Below are 18042 nucleotides of genomic sequence, written 5' to 3' on the forward strand. Positions count from 1 at the left end.
GACGGTGCCGAGCGTCTCTTATCTACTTCACCTGGGTGGTGGCGAAGTTATTTGTGGTCAGAGGGCTTTGGGTATAACCCTCGACGTTTTTACGCATGGCGGTGAACATTTTCGGGTAAGCCATGGGAATCCATGGTTGGTCCTTGTCGAAAACGTCCATTGCTTGTTCATAGAGTGCAGCGCGCTGGGTGGGTTCAGCGATGGCGCGCGCCTTGTCGATCAAGTCTTGAAACTCCTTGTTACACCAGCGGGCGTAGTTTTCGCCGTTTTTCGCTGCATCGCAACTCAAGTTCGGGGTGAGGAAGTTATCCGGGTCCCCGTTATCCCCCGCCCAGCCGGCGGAGACCATGTCATGTTCGCCATTCTTGGCGCGCTTGAGCATTTCGCCCCATTCCATGACCTTGATGTTCACTTTCAGACCGATCTGCGCCAGATCCGCCTGCATGCGCTGGGCGCCGAGCATTGGGTTGGGGTTGGTCGGGCCGCCGCCGTTGCGGGTAAACAGGGTGAACTCGGTGCCTTCCGGTACGCCGGCTTCCTTGAGCAGGGCGCGGGCCTTGTCGAGGTCGCGGGGCGGGTTTTTCAGCTTGTCGCTGAAACCCAGCAGGGTTGGCGGGTACGGGCCGGTGGCGTCGACCGCGTTGCCTTTGCCGTACAGGGATTCGTTGTAGCCCTTCTTGTCGAACGCGATGTTGATCGCGTGACGCACCCGCGCGTCGCTCATGTACTTGTGGGTGGTGTTCATGGCGGTGTAGGCGGTGGTCATCGCCGCCAGTTCCGCCACCTTCAGGTTCGGGTCGGCCTTCATGCTCGGCACGTCATCCGGTTTCGGATACAGCGCGATCTGGCATTCGTTGGCCTTGAGCTTTTGCAGGCGCACGTTGTTGTCGGTGGTGATGGCCAGGATCAGCGGGTCAGCCGGCGGCTTGCCACGGAAGTAGTCCGGGTTGGCCTTGAAGCGCACTTGGGCGTCTTTGGCGTAGCGGGTGAAGATGAACGGGCCGGTGCCGATGGGCTTGGCGTTCAGGTCGTCGGTCTTGCCGGACTTGAGCAACTGGTCGGCGTATTCGGCGGAGTGAATCGAGGAAAACGCCATGGCCAGGTCGGCCAGGAACGGTGCTTCAGGGCGGGTCAGGGTGAAGACCACGGTGTGGTCATCGGTCTTCTCTACGCTCTTGAGCAGTTCCTTGAAGCCCATGCTTTCAAAGTATGGGTAGCCCACGTTGGACTTTTTGTGCCACGGGTGATTCGGGTCCAGCTGGCGCTGGAAGCTCCAAAGCACGTCGTCGGCGTTCATGTTGCGCGTGGGTTTGAAGTAGTCGGTGGTGTGGAACTTGATGTCGTCACGCAGGTGAAAGGTGTAGGTCAGGCCATCGGCGCTGATCTCGGGCAGGTCTTTGGCCAGTGCCGGGATCACTTCGGTGGTGCCGGGCTTGAAGTCCACCAGGCGGTTGAAGATGGTTTCGGCCGCGGCGTCGGCGGTGACAGCCGTGGTGTACAGGACCGGATCGAAGCCTTCCGGGCTGGCTTCGGTGCAGACGACCAACGGTTTGGCCGAGATGCCCACAGCGACGCTCAACAGCGCAGCGGCAATGGCAGCTTGTAACGGGAGCATTTTCATCTAAGAGCCCTCTGCAATCGATTGGACCAGACAAGCGTAGGCGGCGGGCCCGTCCTGAGCCCGCCGCCGACCTGGCGCTGATTAAAGAATGTTGAACGGGATGGTGGTCACCAGGCGGAACTCACGCAGGTTGCCGTCAGCCTGGTTGGCGCTGGCACGGTGAGTCACGTAGGTACCACGAATGGTGGTGGCCTTGAGTGCGCCGCTCTGGATCGCGTAAGCCGCGCCTACACCGTATTCCTGGTGCTTCTCGCCGTCCTGGGCCTGAATGCCGTTGTAGGCAAAGCCAGCGCGGCCGCCGTCGCCGGTGTAGTGAGTACCGTCGATACCCCAGCCACGTGCCGAGTAGACGTTGAACTTCAGGCCCGGCACGCCGTATTCGGCCATGTTGATGCCGTAGGCGATCTGGAAGGACTTCTCGTTCGGACCGTTGAAGTCGGACGTCAGGGAGTTGGCCAGGTAGATGCCGTTGGTTTCGTGCAGGTAGTCGAAGTACTCGTCGCCGTTCACGGCCTGGTAGGAGAAGGTCAGGCTGTGAGCCTGGTGGGTCAGGCCGAACGACAGCGAGTAGGTATCGTTGTCGATCTTGCCCATCAACTTTTTGCCTTCGTCGACGGTTTTGTAGTAGTTCAGGCCCGTGGTCAGGGACAGGGTCTGGCTGTCACCCAGCTCGTGGGTAGCACCGAAGTAGTACTGGTTCCAGAAGTCTTCCACGTTAGCGGCGAACAGGCTGGTCTTCAGGCTCTTGAACGGCTGGTAGTTGACGCCCAGGGTGTTGACCTTGTCGGTTTCCTGGCGACCATTGCCGTATTCGGTACGGAATTTCGACAGGCTCTGCTCGGTCCGTGGCGAAACGCGGTCGAACACGCCGCCCTGGAAGGACAGGTTGCTGAACTCTTCGCTGTTGAAGCTCACACCTTCGAAGCTCGAAGGCAGCGCACGGTTACCGATGGTGTCGATGATGCCGCTGCTGAAGTTCTGGCGACCGGCGGTCAAGGTGGTGTTCGAGACACGGAACTTGACGTTGGCCAGGCCCAGTTTGCTCCACTGGTCTACAGCGTCGCCGTCGGAGTCGGCCAGGGTACGGTTGGAGCCGCCCTTGATGTCGCGCTTGCTGCGGTCCAGGACCAGAGCGTTGTAGACCGCCACTTCAGTGCTCACGCCAACGGTGCCTTGGGTGAAACCCGAGGTAGCGTTGAGGATGGTGCCTTGCACCCAGTTGGTACGGTAGTTGTCAGTACGGGCTTCGCCGTGCTTCTGGTAAGTGAACTTGCTGCCACGGAAGCGTTGTTCGTTGGAGAACCAGTTGCGGGTTGTACCGCCCAGGCTTGCGCCATCGATAAAGCCTTTGGCCTCGCTTTGGGCGCTGGTGCCGGCCAGTGTGGTTGGAACGAAGTCCTGGCTTGCAGGATCAGCGTAGGCGTTAGCCGTGATGCTGCTGATGGCCAGGGCCAGTAGCGCGGTGCTGCTCAGTTTCATGGGTGAAGCTCCTTTGGTTCTCTTTTTAATGCCGGTCTTTTTAGGTGAACCGGCTATTGGGTGTGTAACTCGTTCAAGCCTTTGCAAACGTTTGCCCATGGGTAAAACCCGAAATAAGGCTGCACGTTTGCAGCAAGGCGAATGCTCGCCCTGCGCAATCCGGTTATCTTTTTATGGGTTGATGCTGACGCCCGAGAACACGTTGCGGCCGAAGGGGCTCACTTTGAAACCTTCGACTTTGGCGCTTAACGGCTGGTTGACCGTCGAGTGGGCGACTGGCGTGATCGGCACCTGCTGCTTGAGCAGTTGCTGCGCCTGTTTGTATAGAACAGTCCTTTGTTCGCGGTCGGTGACGACCTTGGCTTGCTTGATCAGCTTGTCGTACGCCGGGTCACACCACATGGAGTAGTTGTTCCCGCCGATGGCGTCGCAGCTGTAGAGGGTGCCCAGCCAGTTGTCCGGGTCACCGTTGTCGCCGGTCCAGCCGATCAGGCTGATGTCATGCTCGCCATTCTTGGTGCGCTTGATGTACTCGCCCCATTCATAGCTGACGATCTTGACCTTGAGGCCAATCTTTGCCCAATCGCTTTGCAGCATTTCGGCCATCAGCTTGGCGTTGGGGTTGTACGGCCGTTGTACCGGCATCGCCCACAGGGTGATCTCGGTACCTTCCTTCACGCCGGCAGCCTTGAGCAATTCCTTGGCTTTTTCCGGGTTGTAGGCGGCGTCCTTGATGGTGTCGTCGTAAGACCACTGGGTCGGCGGCATGGCGTTGACCGCCAGTTGCCCCGCGCCCTGGTACACGGCGTTGAGGATGCTCTGCTTGTTCACCGCCATGTCCAGGGCCTGGCGCACTTCGAGCTGGTCGAAGGGCTTGTGCCGCACGTTATAGGCGATGTAGCCGAGGTTAAAGCCTGGCTTGGTCAGCAGTTGCAGCTTCGGATCGGCCTTCAGGGCTTCGACGTCGGCCGGGCGCGGGTGCAGGGTGATCTGGCATTCGCCGGCCTTGAGCTTTTGCACCCGTACCGAGGCGTCGGTGTTGATCGCAAAAATCAGCTGGTCGAGCTTCACGCGGCTCGGGTCCCAGTACTGTTTGTTGCCGGTGTAGCGAATCTGCGAGTCTTTCTGGTAGCGCTGGAACACGAACGGCCCGGTGCCGATCGGCTTCTGGTTGATGTCGCTGGGCTTGCCGACCTTGAGCAAGTGGTCGGCGTATTCAGCCGACAGGATCGAGGCGAAGCTCATGGCGATGTTCTGGATAAACGCGGCGTCGACCGTGTTCAGGGTCATCACCACGGTGTGCGGGTCGGTTTTCTCGACCTTGGCGATATTCTTGTTCAGGCTCATCCCGTTGAAGTACGGAAACTCGGTGGGGTAGGCCTTGCGGAACGGGTGTTCGGGGTCAAGCATGCGATTGAAGGTGAACAGCACGTCGTCGGCGTTGAAGTCGCGCGTCGGCTTGAAGTCCTTGTTGCCGTGGAATTTCACCCCTTCACGCAGGTGGAAGGTATAGGTCAGGCCGTCTTCGGAAATATCCCAACGGGTTGCCAGGCCCGGTACGACATTGGTCGCGCCTTTTTCAAACTCGGCCAAGCGGTTGTAGATAGGCTCGGCGGCGTCGTTATCGGTGGCCGTCGTGTATTGCGCGGTGTCGAAGCCCGCCGGGCTGCCTTCGGAGCAAAACACCAGGCTCTTTTTCTCGGCAGCCTGGCCCATCGAGGCCACAGCCAGCAGGCTGGTGCCAAATATCGCGGATAGAACGGTGGTATGGCGCATAACAATCCCGATCCTTGTTTGTTGTTTTCGTCAGTGAGCAATCGCAAGGTCATTCACGACCTTGCGACAACACTGATCCCACAACGGCAGTTGCCCTACAGAGACGATGCGACTGCCGTACCACGACGTTATGGGTCGGGAGCCAGGCAGTAAATGCAACGAATCTGACAGACCTTGTAGGTAACGGAGCCGCGATTCGCAGTTAGCTGCCGTAGGACGGCAGCGTGTGCGGAGGTGGTCTGTTTCCTACGGTCTTGGCGGATGCAATAACGGCGACGTTATGAAACGTCGCCGCCAGAGATCCTTACTTGCCGCTTACGCTCACGCCGTAGAAGGAGTTCAAGCCAAATGGGCTGATCTTGAAGTCCTGCACGTTGTTGCGCATGGGTTGATACACCGTCGAGTGCGCGATAGGTGTCATCGGGACTGCATCTTTGAGGATATGTTGCGCCTGCTTGTACAGCTCGGTGCGTTTGGCTACGTCGGAAGTCGCCTTGGCTTCTTTCACGATGCCGTCGAATTTCTTGTCGCACCACTTGGAGAAGTTGTTGCCGGCCAGGGAATCGCAGCCGAACAGCACGTTCAGCCAGTTGTCCGGGTCACCATTGTCGCCGCTCCAGCCAATGATCATGGCTTGGTTCTCGCCGCCTTTGGAACGCTTGATGTACTCGCCCCACTCATAGCTGACGATGTTCACTTTCAGGCCGATCTGTTTCCAGTCGTTCTGCAGCATCTCGGCCATCAGCTTGGCGTTCGGGTTGTACGGACGCTGGACCGGCATCGCCCACAGGGTGATCTCGGTGCCTTCCTTGACGCCGGCTTCCTTGAGCAGAGCCTTGGCTTTGGTCACATTAAACGGCGCATCCTTGATGGTGGTGTCATAGGACCACTGGGTTGGCGGCATGGCGTTGACAGCCAGTTGGCCTGCGCCCTGGTACACCGAGTCGATGATCTGCTGCTTGTTCACCGACATGTCCAGGGCCTCACGCACGCGCAGGTCGGACAGCGGGTTAGGCGCGGTCTGGCCCTTGAGGACCGGCATTACGTTGTAGGCGATGTAGCCCAGGTTGAAACCGGCTTGGTGCGGCAGTTTCAGGTCCTTGTCTTCACCCAGCGCCTTGAGGTCGGCCGGACGTGGGAACAGGGTCACCTGGCATTCGTTTTTCTTCAGCTTCTGGATACGCACCGACGGGTCGGTAGTGATGGCGAAGATCAGGTTGTCGATCTTCACGTCTTCAGGTTTCCAGTAATCCTTGTTGCCGGTGTAACGGATGTTGGAGTCTTTCTGGTAGCTCTTGAACACGAACGGGCCAGTGCCGATTGGCTTCTGGTTGATGTCCTGTGCCTTGCCTTCCTTCAACAGCTGGGCGGCGTATTCAGCCGACTGGATGGAGGCGAAGCTCATTGCCAGGTTCTGGATGAAGGCGGCGTCCACGGTGCCAAGGGTGAACTTGACGGTGTGGTCATCGACTTTCTCAATGTTCTTGATGTTGGTGTCCATACCCATGTCCGTGAAGTACGGGAACTCGGTCGGGTAGGCTTTACGGAACGGATCGTCTTTATTGATCATCCGGTTGAAGGTGAACAGTACGTCGTCAGCCGTGAATTCACGAGTTGGCTTGAAGTACGGGGTGGTGTGGAACTTGACGCCTTCACGCAGGTGGAAGGTGTACGTCAGGCCATCCGGGGAAACGTCCCAGGTCGTGGCGAGCCCAGGAACAACAGCGGTGCCGCCGCGCTCGAACTGGGTCAGACGGTTGAACATGGTTTCGGCCGAAGCATCGAAGTCTGTTCCGGTGGTGTACTGGCCTGGATCAAAACCGGCCGGGCTCCCTTCGGAGCAGAACACCAGGTTGCTCGCCGCTTGGGCGAAAGGTGCAGCAGCCATTAAACCGGCGCTGACTAATAACGGAATGACTGCGTGTTTAAGCATGTTGGCCTCATGATTTGTTGTCATTTTTGGTAGTGAGGGCGACCTCGTGAGTCGACCTGCGGATACTTATGCAGGGCCCATACCCAATGCAAGATGTTGAGAGCCTACAACGGCTAAACAGTGGTACGAACGTACACGAATGTCGCATATGTGTAAGTTCAGACACATTTACGCACTTTTGAGGGTTTTTTTCGGTGCGAGGGCTGCACCAGGAATGCCCAACCGAGGCGTCTGGCGCACTCGGTTGGGGCGCGGCTGTTACTTATTCAGACTGACGCCGTAGAAGGGAGTGAGTCCAAAAGGACTGATCTTGAAGTCCTGCACTTCCTTTCGCAGGGGCTGGAAAACCGTCGAGTTTGCGATAGGCGTTATAGGTACTTGTTCCTTAAGGATTTTTTGTGCCTGTTGATACCACTTGATGCGCTGCTCGCGGTCGCTGCTGACCTTGGCCTGCTGCACCAGTTTGTCGTAGGCCGGGTTACACCATTTTGCATAGTTGCTGCCCTTCACCGCGGCACAACTGTAGAGCACGCCGAGCCAGTTATCCGGGTCGCCGTTGTCGCCGGTCCAGCCGTAGATCATCACGTCGTGCTCGCCGGCTTTGGCGCGTTTGATGTACTCGCCCCACTCATAGCTGACGATATTGGCCTTGATGCCAATCTTTTCCCAATCCTGCTGGATCATCTGCGCCGACATCCGGGCATTGGGATTCGACGCGCGTTGTACGGTCATCGCCCACAGGTTGAGGGTGGTACCTGGTGCAACCCCTGCTTCTTTTAGTAGCGCCCGCGCCTTGGCCGGATCGTAGGGCGCGTCCTTGATTGTCGGGTCATAAGACCACTGGGCCGGAGGCAGGGCGTTCTGCGCCAATTGTCCGGCGCTCTGGTACACCGCCTTGATAATTGCCGGCTTGTCGATGGCCATGTCCAGCGCCTGGCGCACCTTGAGCTGGTCCAGGGGCGGGTGGGTCACGTTGTAGGCGAGAAAGCCCAGGTTGAAGCCGGCTTGCTGAAGAACCCGCAGGTTGGGGTCTTGCTTCATCACTTCGATGTCGGAAGGGCGCGGGTAACCGCTGACCTGGCACTCGCCGGCCTTGAGCTTTTGCAGGCGCACGGCGGCGTCCGGGGTGATCGAGAACACCAGGTTGTCGAGCTTCACATCTTCGGGCTTCCAATACTGTTTATTGGCGCTGTAGCGAATCTGCGAATCCTTCTGGTAACGCTTGAACACAAATGGCCCGGTGCCCACCGGCTTCTGATTGATGTCCGCGGCCTTGCCTTCCTTGAGCAATTGCGCGGCATATTCGGCGGACTGCACCGAGGCGAAGCTCATGGCCAGGTTCTGCACGAAGGAGGCGTCAACGTTGTTCAGGTTGAAGCGCACGGTGTGCTCGTCGAGTTTTTCGACGCTCTTGATCGTGGTGTTCAAGCCCATGTCGGTGAAGTAGGGCGACTCCGATGGATAGGCCTTGCGGAACGGGGTCTCGGGATCCAGCAGGCGCTGGAAGGTGAAGAGCACGTCGTCGGCGTTGAAATCACGGGTCGGGGTGAAATAGTCGGTGGTGTGGAACTTGACGCCATCGCGCAGGTGGAAGGTATACATCAGGCCGTCTTTGGACACGTCCCAATTGGTTGCCAGGCCGGGTTCGACTTCAGTGCCGCCACGCTTGAACTGGGTCAGGCGGTTGAACACGGTTTCGGCGGAGGCATCGAAATCGGTGCCACTGGTGTACTGGCTGGGGTCGAAGCCGGCGGGGCTGGCTTCGGAGCAGTAGACCAGGGTGCTGGCTGCCTGGGCCATGGGCATGAATGCCAGCAGGCCGGCAGCAAGGAGCAGCGGTTTTAAGGTGATTCTTTCCATGGAGACCCCTGAAGTGGCAGGCAAATAGTGCCCGAACGAAAACGGCAGTCACCGAGGTTACCGCCGTTCTTGTCACTCAGGTAGAGATAAGCATGCGAGGCCCCAGTGTCTCCGGGATTCGGCTATTCCAGGTCGCTACGATTTAGCCGGAAAGTGTTCGGGTTTATAAGTGAACGCCCACCACTTGAACGGATTCCAGTACGGGTTGTTCTTTGACGGCTTGAATTTCTTGATTCGCGCCATTTCTTCGCTGACATACTGTTCAGCCTCAGCTCTTACTGCGGTACGGACGTTATCGGTGATCTGAATATTTTGTGCGGATAAGTTCTCCAGGTAGATTTTTTCTACCTTGTCAATGGCAGCTTTTATCTCTTCAGGGGCCAGGTTGGCACTCAAGGTGCCGCTATAACCTTTGACAGGGCGGCCAATCAACTTTTGGAATTGAGCGGCAAACGAAGCATCCCCACCGGTTGCGGAATCACATGACAGCAGGCGCACGTTGTCGAACTCTTCCGGATGGATCCCTTTGCTGTGAAGCGTATCCAGCAATTCTTCCGGACTATTGAGCTTTCCATCATAAGAAACTTTTGCGACCCCGGTAGTCTCATCGACTTTACCGTGTACCAGTATGTTCAATCGCTGGGCCGAACCTTGTTTGTTCACATCCACGAACGTGTAAAGTTTATCGTTGATAGTGTTCAGGCTATCTATTTCTCCACTGAGAATACTGGTTTTTTCAGCAGTAGAAAAAAGGGCCTCGCCGACCGGCAGATTTTTAACCGTTTTCAGGGGCGGCAGTTCGACGCCGTCTACGTTGATAGATGCCGGGGGGACCTCTGGTCCACTCGACTCAATTTCATTTAAAGACGGGTCCGGATGACTATCGCCGGATACTTTCGAAACGCGTGTCAGCTCAAATTCGCTCTTCTGCGAATTATAGTTCCAGCGGTAGTCTTCAGTAACGGTGGAGTTGAACGTGATCGGAGTTTCACCCAGGCTCGCCTCGACCAAACCGGGTGCAACTTCGTGTGCCAGCATCAGGCTTGAGATGACGGCCGCAGCAGTTCCCCCTGTGCGCTCGCCTGCGGTCTTGCCATAGAGGCTGTCATGCACGCCAAACACGATATTGCCTATATTGCCAACAATGGGCAGATTACCAAAGGTTTTGCCCCAGGTGTCTTTCACCGACTTCCAGGCTTGCTGCGAGGCACCAAACACATCCGTCTGGTCGGCCCACACCGCATTGTTGGCGTTCTGCTCCTGATAGTGGGGGGCGATACCTTTGTTCAGATCGCCAAATTGCAGCCCATAACCTGCTTTTCGCGATTCGGTGTAGTTGAATAGCTCTCGTACCGGCACGGATTTATCTTTGTACCAGTGTTCGTACCCCGGATATCGCGACCGATTATCCTGGATGAGGCTGTCGAGCACCGCCCCGGCCGGTGGCCAGTGGGCATTGTGTCGCCCTTGCATATCACCGGTATTGAAACGGCGCATCAATTCATCACGATTGTCTTTGGCCCAGTTCGCAAATTCGTCATCGCCTTTTATCTCGCGGACAGCGCCGTTCTTCAAGTCGATCATGACTCCCTGATTGGGGCGATTGGCGGTATTGCCATCGTAAGGCGTGTAGGGGATAAAGGCATACCCGCTCATGGGGTAGCCGTAAATATTGGGGATAATCACTTGCCCATTCTTGTCCAGCGTGCGATTCACCGCTTCCTGGCCGGCAGGGCTTAACCTTGCGAAATTTTCCGTGTCACTACGAAGGCTCAGCAACGTGCCCCGTGTTACATAGGCGTCTGCTTTTCCCGATCGCTCTGCTATTGTTCCGGAGCCCTCGCGCATCGGCGCGGCTATGTCTTTCTCCCAGCGAGCTTGAAGTTGTCGGCCGAACGCTTCCAAATCATTGATTTTTGTCCGGTCTTTTTTTTCTATTTCCATTTCAGGAAAATTTAAAACCCCACCACGTGCGGGTCTGTCGTGCGCTAGAGCACCCGCTGCAATTTCCCATGCGAAATAAGTGTGTGTCTGGGTATCAGAGAGATTTTGTGCTGTGCCCATACCGACATAGGTATTGAACGTTACCGTGAACTTTTCATGCGGGTCGAACCCGGCTGCCAATAAACCCCCACTGAAGTATCCTGCGGGGTCCATGAACAGGCGCACGTTCTGGAACTTGACGTTTCGTTCGCCTTCAGTGCCACTTTCTATATTTTCGATCTGCGTCTTTACACGATTGGCATAGGCATCGATATGAGCCTCTCGCTCATTGTAGATATACCCATCGCCTGGCGCGTGAACAAAGTCGGGTCCGTAAATGGTTGCCTTGTAGATATCAGACTCGTTCCTGGCGGCAGTGCCAACGTTGTCCGTTTCATAAATATCGGTACTCTTCAATGGCGTTGGCGGTATCCGTTCCAGCGCCTCGGTACGTTGTTCTTGAGTCGTACCGGGTAGCGGTGTTTTTGGGTAATGGACAATGTTAAGTTGAACTGAGCTTGTCATTTCAGATTACCTGGCTGGATGTTGATTGCACGCATCTGCGCCGCCATAAACTGTGGATGAGGAGTACGGTGATCTACGCCATGAGTGGTGCAGCGTCCAGGCGTGTTCCGCTCGTTGAGGGTGAGGATGTAGTTGTCCATTGCACGGGTTATAAGTTGAAAAGATTTATCACCAACGCACTTCAATGTGTCCGGACCAGCAGACGCCCGGCGATTAAGCATTTTCTGAAGCTGGTAACCGGTTATTACCGCTGAAACTTCTTGAATTAAGTGCCAGGCAAAAAAATGCTGCCCGAAGGCAGCGGCATTGCAGTCCTGCTCCCTGAAATGGCAGGTAAACGCTACGCGAACGAGAACGGCGGTCACCACGGTTGCCGCCGTTCGGGTTACCCAGGTTGAGATAAGCGCCTGCGTCGCGGCGATCGCCTTAAAACACCTGTGCGCCGCCATAAACGGTGGACTGTATCCACCGCGGGTCCATAGGATCGCTCCAGACGTGCCGAGGCGGCGTACCACCATCTCCGATCAGGATTTGCCGGCCCTCGTCGCTCCATTCCTGCATGCGTTGTGCGAATTGGCCGTGGTACTCGTTGGCCGGACAAGTGATACCGGCCCATGGGTCCACTATCCACGCATCAGCCCATTCGGGCTCGGCAAATCCAGCGGTCAAGAGGTTAGGCTGACTTGCGGGGCCGCCGACCACGCTGAAGGTGTGTCCCTGCACTTGTGCAATGCGGGCAAAGCCGCCACTGGCGTTAACGGTATCGGTGGCGACCCTGGCCATCTGGTCGCAATTGCCAGCACCCGTTTTCAGGATGACCTCCGAGTAGTTGGGCGCGCCGGTTCGAGTGTATAGCCAGGTCACTATTTCATTGGCCACGTCGCTGCGCAGACTGTTACCGGCATCGGCCAGGGTTTTCTGGTTGGCCGACCGTATACCGGTTGTCTGGAACTGTTCCTCCACCGTTCTCTTGCCCCAACGGGCGTAGGCCTTGTTTTGCTCGTTGACCGTGAGCTGCCCGAAATAGTGAGGCTTTTGAAGGGGCTCAAGTTGTATGGTCTTGGCGGCCACCTCTACCTTCTTGTCCCAGGCATAGACTGCCAGTAGAACTTCACGTTTCTTTTCATCGGACAGTCCGGCCAGGACTCGGTCCAGTTGGGTGGCTTGATCGGGTGTGAAGTTGTATTCAAGGCTCAGTTTTTTTGCCAGTGAGTCCAGGGAGGGCAGTATCACCAGATCGTTATTGTGGGTTTTTCCGGAAATGTCACGATAGAGGTCCTTGTACTCGTCATGCAGCCTGATGATGTCCCGGCTGGCCGGATCGGTGTTTGCGGCGATGCGTTGAAAGTTGAGCGCAGGGTTCGAACCGTCGTATTCGGCCACGTAGTAAATGCCGGTATCGCCCTCGACCACCACATAATCTATTCCTGCGTAGGGTATTTTTATGCCCCTCAGGACGCGCTGGTCATCACTGAGATCACTGATCTGGTCCAGCTTTACAACCACGGTTTCCTGGTTGAGCGCCCGTGGTTGACCGATATCTTCATAGCCGAAGTCCGGCTCATTGAGCACCACCCCGCTGGTTTGGTTGCGGTAGGTAACCGGCGTGTGCCCGGGCACCGACATCAGCTCCTGGCTGGATGTGTCGCTCACTCTATACAGCCTGTGCTCATGCACCACGGTCCGCGCGCCTTCCTGCGTTGGGGCGCCCGGCAAGAGACGCCGATGCTCAAGTGCCTGGGCGTCTTGAGCGACCGATGTATCGGCGTCCTCGATCATTTTTGTGTAGCACAAGCTGTCAATGTTGCGCTTTACGCGGCGCCCAACCGGCGCACAAACGGCTTCAAAATCCTCCAGCGGCTCGGCATGCTCGGTAGGCCCCATCTTGGTCAAGGCGTCCGGTTGTGCGGGGTCGTAGCGGTAAACGTCATCCCCGACCACTACATCGGTATGGGTTGTACGCTTGATCAGGAAGGTCTGGTCTGCGGACAGGCCCTCAGGTACCAGCACGCTTGCCCCTGCAGCTCCCGGCTCGACTTCGCGCGTGAGGGCGATGCGGGTGGAGGACTCAAGGGCTTTCGAGGCCCTCTCTATCCCTTTCTCCACCAGTGAAGTTGCGCCCGAAGCCACCGTCGGCAGCGCATTGAGCACTCCGAACACGATATGGTCGGCCCCGCCTTTCTTGCCGTGCTTGACGTCATCGATGCCGATACCGGCCTCCGCTACGCCGGAGGCGACGTAGAACACCTCGAGGGCCACGGCGACTTCGGGCATCACCAGTGCCAGCGGCGTCATCAGCATCGCGACCTTGGTGGCGGTTTCCAGGCCTTTGAGGATGTTGGCTTTGGTCACGTCGCTGTCGGTGACGATTTGGGTCTCGGCATCCTTGTACGAGCGATCTTTCTGGCGGGCAGTAATGGCCTCGAATGGGTCCTGGGCGAGGGGTTCGGTGGTGATGAAAGTCTGCGGGTTGAATTCATTCAGGCGCTCCAACACATCGGCATCCGGCGCGTCTTTGCGGTGCCAGCCACCCAGCCCGGTCAGTGTCTGGTTCACGCCGTCGGAGAACGTCCGGTCGGCCTGGTCACGCAGCGTGAAATGGGTTGAAAGGGCTTCGCGCTTGGTGGGGTCGGCAGCTTGCTCAGCCAGCCAGTTTTTCATCTGGGCCTGGCTGTCAAAGCGATGAATAGGCGACGAGTTGCCGGGAATATACAAAAGCGTGGGGCTGATGATCTTGCCGTCATCGGTGACCTTGGGGTTTTTGTCGGTGATGTACAGCAGGTCCGAAGATTGAAAACCGTTGATGCTGAGCAGACCCATTTCCAGGCCTGGGTCCTGGGCGGCAGAGGCTTTCAGGTCCTCGACGCGGAGGTTCGACCAGTCTTTATCGGTGGTCAAGTTCGCTGCGCGTAGCGCCAGTTCCTTGTCGCTTGGGCTCAGGCTGCCGGTCTTTTCCTGGAGCAGGATGGCGGCAACGAAGGAGGCCTTGGTCAATGCCGTGTATTTGCTTTCGTGGCTGGGCCAGAACGTATCCAGGAATGTTTTATACGGCGCGGCGCGTTCGGTGTTCCACACCAATTCCCTGAATTGCTCCGGGGTCTTTTTGATCCGCATCGACTCGTTGTATTGCTGGCGCTGGCCGGGCGGGGAGGCGCGGTATATAAACTCATAGGTCTGCTGGGCATTGACGGCAGAGTCAATGGCAAGCCCCGCCTGGCCCAGCGGCGAAAACGTCAGTAGCCGTTCCAGCCAGGTATGCAGGGTCGTGCGTGTTTTTTCCTCGGGCGTCTGGTGTTCATCGGTGTTGTTTTTTTTCTGCACATCTTGCAGGGCCGCCTGGGTCAAGGTTATCCGGTTCAGTACCTTTGCATTGCGAGGAGGCCTTCCCCGTGTCGGGTCGTAGTTGAAGGTAGTAATAAACGTGTTGTCCGGATCAACGTCCTCGCCCCACTTTTTCTTGATTTCGGCCTTGATAAGGTTGGCGGTGCTTTCCAGGGGCGTCTCGAACCCTGTCGTTGCACTGCGAATGTAGTTTTCGACTGTCTTGTTGTATGGCAATCCCGGGATCAACACGTCGTGAGTGTGACGGCGGGGTCGTGATGCGGGAGTGTCGGTGGCCCGATCGGCTGCCTTTACGGGCTGCCCTGGCGAATATGTCTGCCGTGAAGTATCCGTACCTTGGCGGGGTTTTCCCTGTTCTTCGGCAATACCTGCCGAGGAGGGGGTATCAAGGAAGAAGCCGTTGTTTGCCGCGATGGAACCTATGGTGGTCATATGACAAATCCTGATGTGCATGGTGTGCAGGAATGATGTGATGTCCGCCATAGGTGGTTCAGCGTGTAGGCGTGTTCCGTTCTTTGATGGGGAAGATGTAGTTCGCCATTACGCGGGTTATAAGCTGAAAAGATTTATCGCCGGTGCGCTTCAAGGTGTGTGGACCAGAACACTCTCAGCCATTGAGTATTTTCTTAAGCTGATATCCGGTTATTACCGCTGATACTTCTTGAATGAAGTGCGCAGGCAAAAAAAAACGCTGCCCGTGGGCAGCGTCATTGCAACTGGGGTACCGCTCGATCAAGGCATCTGGACTTCGATCACGCCATCTGCGGTCATGTTGACCTGGCTGGTGCCGGCTTCGACTTCCGGCGTCGGTGCCGAATCCATCGCTGCGGCTTTCATCATCATCCCGCCGCGGGCATACGGCTGTGGATAACCGTTGGTGTTGAAGTTCAGGTTGACGATCTTGTAGCCCTTGCCGCCCAGCGCATCGGTGGCCAGTTGGGCACGGGCCTTGAATGCGGTGACCGCTTCTTTAAGCAGGGCATCTTCGCTGGCCTTGCGGGTCGGGTTGGCGATGGCGAAGTCCATGCTGTCCATTTTCAGGTTGGTCAGCATGTCGCCGGTGAGCTTGGACAGGGCGGCGAAGTCGGCACTTTCCATGCGCAGCTCAGCGCGTTCACGCCAGCCGGTGATTTTCTGGTTCTTGTTGTCGTAGATCGGGTAGCTGTTGCGGCTACCCTGGCGCAGGGTCACGCCTTTGACTTCGCGGGCCTGGGCCAGCGCCTTGTTCATGGTGGTGGTGATTTCGGCGGCAAGCTTGGCCGGGTCGGTGTTCTGCGACTCGGTGTACAGGGTGACGATCATCTGGTCGCGCGCCACTTCCTGGCTGACTTCGGCACGCAGGGAAATCTGGTTGTAATGCAGTTCGTCAGCGGCCATGGCCGGCAGGCTGGCGAGGGTAGCGGCGCCGAGGGTGAGGGTGGCTGCACTGCGAATGAAACGAGACATGTAAGCTCCTTGAGATGTTCGTGTTCGGTAAGACTGTAGACGCAAGGTTTCAGTTCTTCGGGTTTACACATTCGCTACAAGTTGGCGGATGCCGACGAACGGTCATGATCCTGACCCCTGCGTCAAAGAGCCACACACGCCGTGCCAGCGCTGTCGCTTCGTTTATACTCCGTGCGATCCGCCTGCAGCGCTCATCGGGAGAGCTCATGCTCGCCGCCGTAAAACTGACTTCCGCCACCCGCCAGAACCTTTGGCGCCTGACGTTCATCCGCACCCTGGTGCTGGCCGCACAGGCCGGTTCGGTGGGGCTCGCCTATTGGTTCAAGCTGCTGCCGCTGCCCTGGTTGCAGTTGGCCGTGACCCTCGGCTTCTCCACGGTGCTGTGTGTATTTACCGTGATCCGGCTGCGCACCACGTGGCCTGTGACCGAGCTGGAATACGCCCTGCAACTGGCCTGCGACCTGTTTATCCACAGCGTATTGCTGTACTTCTCCGGCGGCTCCACCAACCCGTTCGTGTCCTATTACCTGGTGCCACTGACCATCGCGGCGGTGACCTTGCCGTGGCGTTATTCGGTGGTGCTGTCGGGTATTGCCCTGACCCTGTACACCCTGCTGCTGGCACAGTTCTACCCGTTGCAGACCTTCCCCATCGCCCGGGAAAACCTGCAGATCTACGGCATGTGGCTGAGCTTTGCCCTGTCGGCGGCGGTCATCACCTTTTTTGCCGCACGAATGGCGGAAGAGCTGCGCCGCCAGGAAGAACTGCGCGCCATTCGCCGTGAAGAAGGCCTGCGTGACCAGCAGCTGCTGGCCGTTGCCACCCAGGCCGCCGGCGCGGCCCACGAATTGGGGACGCCGCTGGCGACCATGAGCGTACTGCTCAAGGAAATGACCCAGGACCATCACGACCCGGCCCTGCAAGACGACCTGAGCGTGCTGCAGGAACAGGTCAAGCAGTGCAAGCTGACCTTGCAGCAGCTGGTGCGCGCCGCCGAGGCCAATCGCCGCCTGGCGGTGGAGATGCAAGACGTCACCCAGTGGCTGGACGAAGCCCTGAACCGCTGGCACCTGATGCGTCCCGAAGCCAGTTACCGGTTCCACCTGCTGGGCCAGGGCACGGTGCCGCGCATGGCACCGCCGCCGGACCTGACCCAGGCGCTGCTGAACCTGCTGAACAACGCCGCCGATGCCTGCCCGGAAGGGTTGGAAGTGACCCTGGACTGGGATACGGAAGACTTCACCATCAGCATTCGCGACCACGGCGCCGGTGTGCCGCTGGCGATTGCCGAGCAGATCGGCAAGCCCTTCTTTACCACCAAGGGCAAAGGCTTCGGCCTGGGCCTGTTTTTGAGCAAGGCCAGCGTGACCCGCGCGGGCGGCTCAGTGAAACTCTATAGTCATGAGGAAGGCGGCACGCTCACCGAGCTGCGCCTGCCCCGTGTCGCACGAGGAGACATCGATGAGTGACGAGATCCAAGTCGAAGGCGAAGAACTGCCGCACCTGCTGCTGGTAGATGACGACGCCACCTTTACCCGCGTGATGGCCCGCGCCATGAGCCGTCGTGGCTTTCGCGTCAGCACCGCAGGTTCCGCCGAGGAAGGCCTGGCCATCGCCACGGCCGACCTGCCGGAATACGCGGCCCTGGACCTGAAAATGGACGGCGACTCCGGCCTGGTGCTGCTGCCCAAGCTGCTGGAGCTGGACCCGGAAATGCGCGTGGTGATCCTCACCGGCTATTCCAGCATTGCCACCGCCGTCGAGGCGATCAAGCGTGGCGCCTGCAACTATCTGTGCAAGCCGGCAGATGCCGACGACGTGCTGGCCGCCTTGCTCTCCGAGCACGCCGACCTCGACACCCTGGTGCCGGAAAACCCGATGTCGGTGGACCGCCTGCAGTGGGAACACATCCAGCGGGTGTTGACCGAGCACGAAGGCAACATCTCCGCCACGGCCCGCGCCCTGGGCATGCATCGTCGAACGTTGCAGCGCAAGTTGCAGAAACGCCCGGTTCGACGTTGAACGGCGACTGAACAATCTGCTTCAGGCCGCACGGAGCCCTGAACCGATCGTTTAT

Annotated in this window: 11 protein-coding genes; 2 read left to right on the forward strand and 9 right to left on the reverse strand. The window is 58.0% G+C overall.

Annotated elements, in window-relative coordinates; translation table 11 throughout:
- Nucleotides 1–22: 22 nt before the first annotated feature.
- The 9 genes from HX814_RS19230 to HX814_RS19270 all read right to left on the reverse strand — a co-directional run bounded on the left by HX814_RS19230 (nt 23) and on the right by HX814_RS19270 (nt 15965).
- Complete coding sequence (locus tag HX814_RS19230; protein WP_003215993.1) at nt 23–1621, reverse strand: ABC transporter substrate-binding protein; 1599 nt, start codon at nt 1619–1621, stop codon at nt 23–25.
- Between the two features lie 81 nt (nt 1622–1702).
- Nucleotides 1703–3100 (reverse strand): OprD family porin, encoded by a 1398-nt coding sequence (locus HX814_RS19235; RefSeq protein ID WP_003215995.1) that lies wholly within the window; start codon nt 3098–3100, stop codon nt 1703–1705.
- Nucleotides 3101–3271: 171 nt separating this feature from the next.
- Nucleotides 3272–4816, reverse strand: a complete 1545-nt coding sequence (locus HX814_RS19240) for an ABC transporter substrate-binding protein (protein ID WP_371132335.1) — start codon at nt 4814–4816, stop codon at nt 3272–3274.
- Nucleotides 4817–5180: 364 nt separating this feature from the next.
- Nucleotides 5181–6809 carry an ABC transporter substrate-binding protein gene (locus HX814_RS19245; protein WP_177008722.1) on the reverse strand — a complete coding sequence of 543 codons (1629 nt, stop codon included), beginning with the start codon at nt 6807–6809 and terminating at the stop codon, nt 5181–5183.
- 258 nt (nt 6810–7067) lie between these two features.
- Nucleotides 7068–8669, reverse strand: a complete 1602-nt coding sequence (locus HX814_RS19250; RefSeq protein ID WP_134327323.1) for an ABC transporter substrate-binding protein — start codon at nt 8667–8669, stop codon at nt 7068–7070.
- A 135-nt stretch (nt 8670–8804) separates the two neighbouring features.
- Nucleotides 8805–11177: a hypothetical protein gene (locus HX814_RS19255; RefSeq protein WP_218175028.1), complete on the reverse strand. Its 2373-nt coding sequence runs from the start codon at nt 11175–11177 to the stop codon at nt 8805–8807.
- Nucleotides 11174–11542, reverse strand: coding sequence for a hypothetical protein (locus tag HX814_RS19260; protein ID WP_143495510.1), 369 nt, complete (start codon nt 11540–11542; stop codon nt 11174–11176). The genes HX814_RS19255 and HX814_RS19260 overlap by 4 nt, the downstream gene beginning before the upstream one ends.
- 61 nt (nt 11543–11603) lie before the next feature.
- On the reverse strand, nt 11604–14951 hold the full coding sequence (locus tag HX814_RS19265; protein ID WP_177008723.1) for a dermonecrotic toxin domain-containing protein: 3348 nt from the start codon (nt 14949–14951) through the stop codon (nt 11604–11606).
- A gap of 300 nt (nt 14952–15251) precedes the next feature.
- Nucleotides 15252–15965, reverse strand: a complete 714-nt coding sequence (locus tag HX814_RS19270; RefSeq protein WP_003216012.1) for an SIMPL domain-containing protein — start codon at nt 15963–15965, stop codon at nt 15252–15254.
- 206 nt (nt 15966–16171) lie between these two features.
- Here HX814_RS19270 and HX814_RS19275 point away from each other — a divergent pair, with 206 nt between their 5' ends.
- Nucleotides 16172–17434, forward strand: a complete 1263-nt coding sequence (locus tag HX814_RS19275) for an ATP-binding protein (RefSeq protein ID WP_008437257.1) — start codon at nt 16172–16174, stop codon at nt 17432–17434.
- On the forward strand, nt 17427–17987 hold the full coding sequence (locus tag HX814_RS19280; protein WP_003216016.1) for a response regulator transcription factor: 561 nt from the start codon (nt 17427–17429) through the stop codon (nt 17985–17987). Before HX814_RS19275 ends, HX814_RS19280 begins: the two co-directional genes overlap by 8 nt.
- Nucleotides 17988–18042 lie beyond the last annotated feature (55 nt).

It is taken from the genome of Pseudomonas sp. C8002 (assembly GCF_013385765.1).
In the GTDB taxonomy this organism is placed as follows: domain Bacteria; phylum Pseudomonadota; class Gammaproteobacteria; order Pseudomonadales; family Pseudomonadaceae; genus Aquipseudomonas.

Coding starts and splice junctions, on each gene's coding strand:
- HX814_RS19230 (WP_003215993.1), bottom strand. CDS start 1,621: ATGAAAATGCTCCCGTTACAAGCTGCCATTGCCGCTGCGCTGTTGAGC.
- HX814_RS19235 (WP_003215995.1), bottom strand. CDS start 3,100: ATGAAACTGAGCAGCACCGCGCTACTGGCCCTGGCCATCAGCAGCATC.
- HX814_RS19240 (WP_371132335.1), bottom strand. CDS start 4,816: ATGGGCCAGGCTGCCGAGAAAAAGAGCCTGGTGTTTTGCTCCGAAGGC.
- HX814_RS19245 (WP_177008722.1), bottom strand. CDS start 6,809: ATGCTTAAACACGCAGTCATTCCGTTATTAGTCAGCGCCGGTTTAATG.
- HX814_RS19250 (WP_134327323.1), bottom strand. CDS start 8,669: ATGGAAAGAATCACCTTAAAACCGCTGCTCCTTGCTGCCGGCCTGCTG.
- HX814_RS19255 (WP_218175028.1), bottom strand. CDS start 11,177: ATGACAAGCTCAGTTCAACTTAACATTGTCCATTACCCAAAAACACCG.
- HX814_RS19265 (WP_177008723.1), bottom strand. CDS start 14,951: ATGACCACCATAGGTTCCATCGCGGCAAACAACGGCTTCTTCCTTGAT.
- HX814_RS19270 (WP_003216012.1), bottom strand. CDS start 15,965: ATGTCTCGTTTCATTCGCAGTGCAGCCACCCTCACCCTCGGCGCCGCT.
- HX814_RS19275 (WP_008437257.1), top strand. CDS start 16,172: ATGCTCGCCGCCGTAAAACTGACTTCCGCCACCCGCCAGAACCTTTGG.
- HX814_RS19280 (WP_003216016.1), top strand. CDS start 17,427: ATGAGTGACGAGATCCAAGTCGAAGGCGAAGAACTGCCGCACCTGCTG.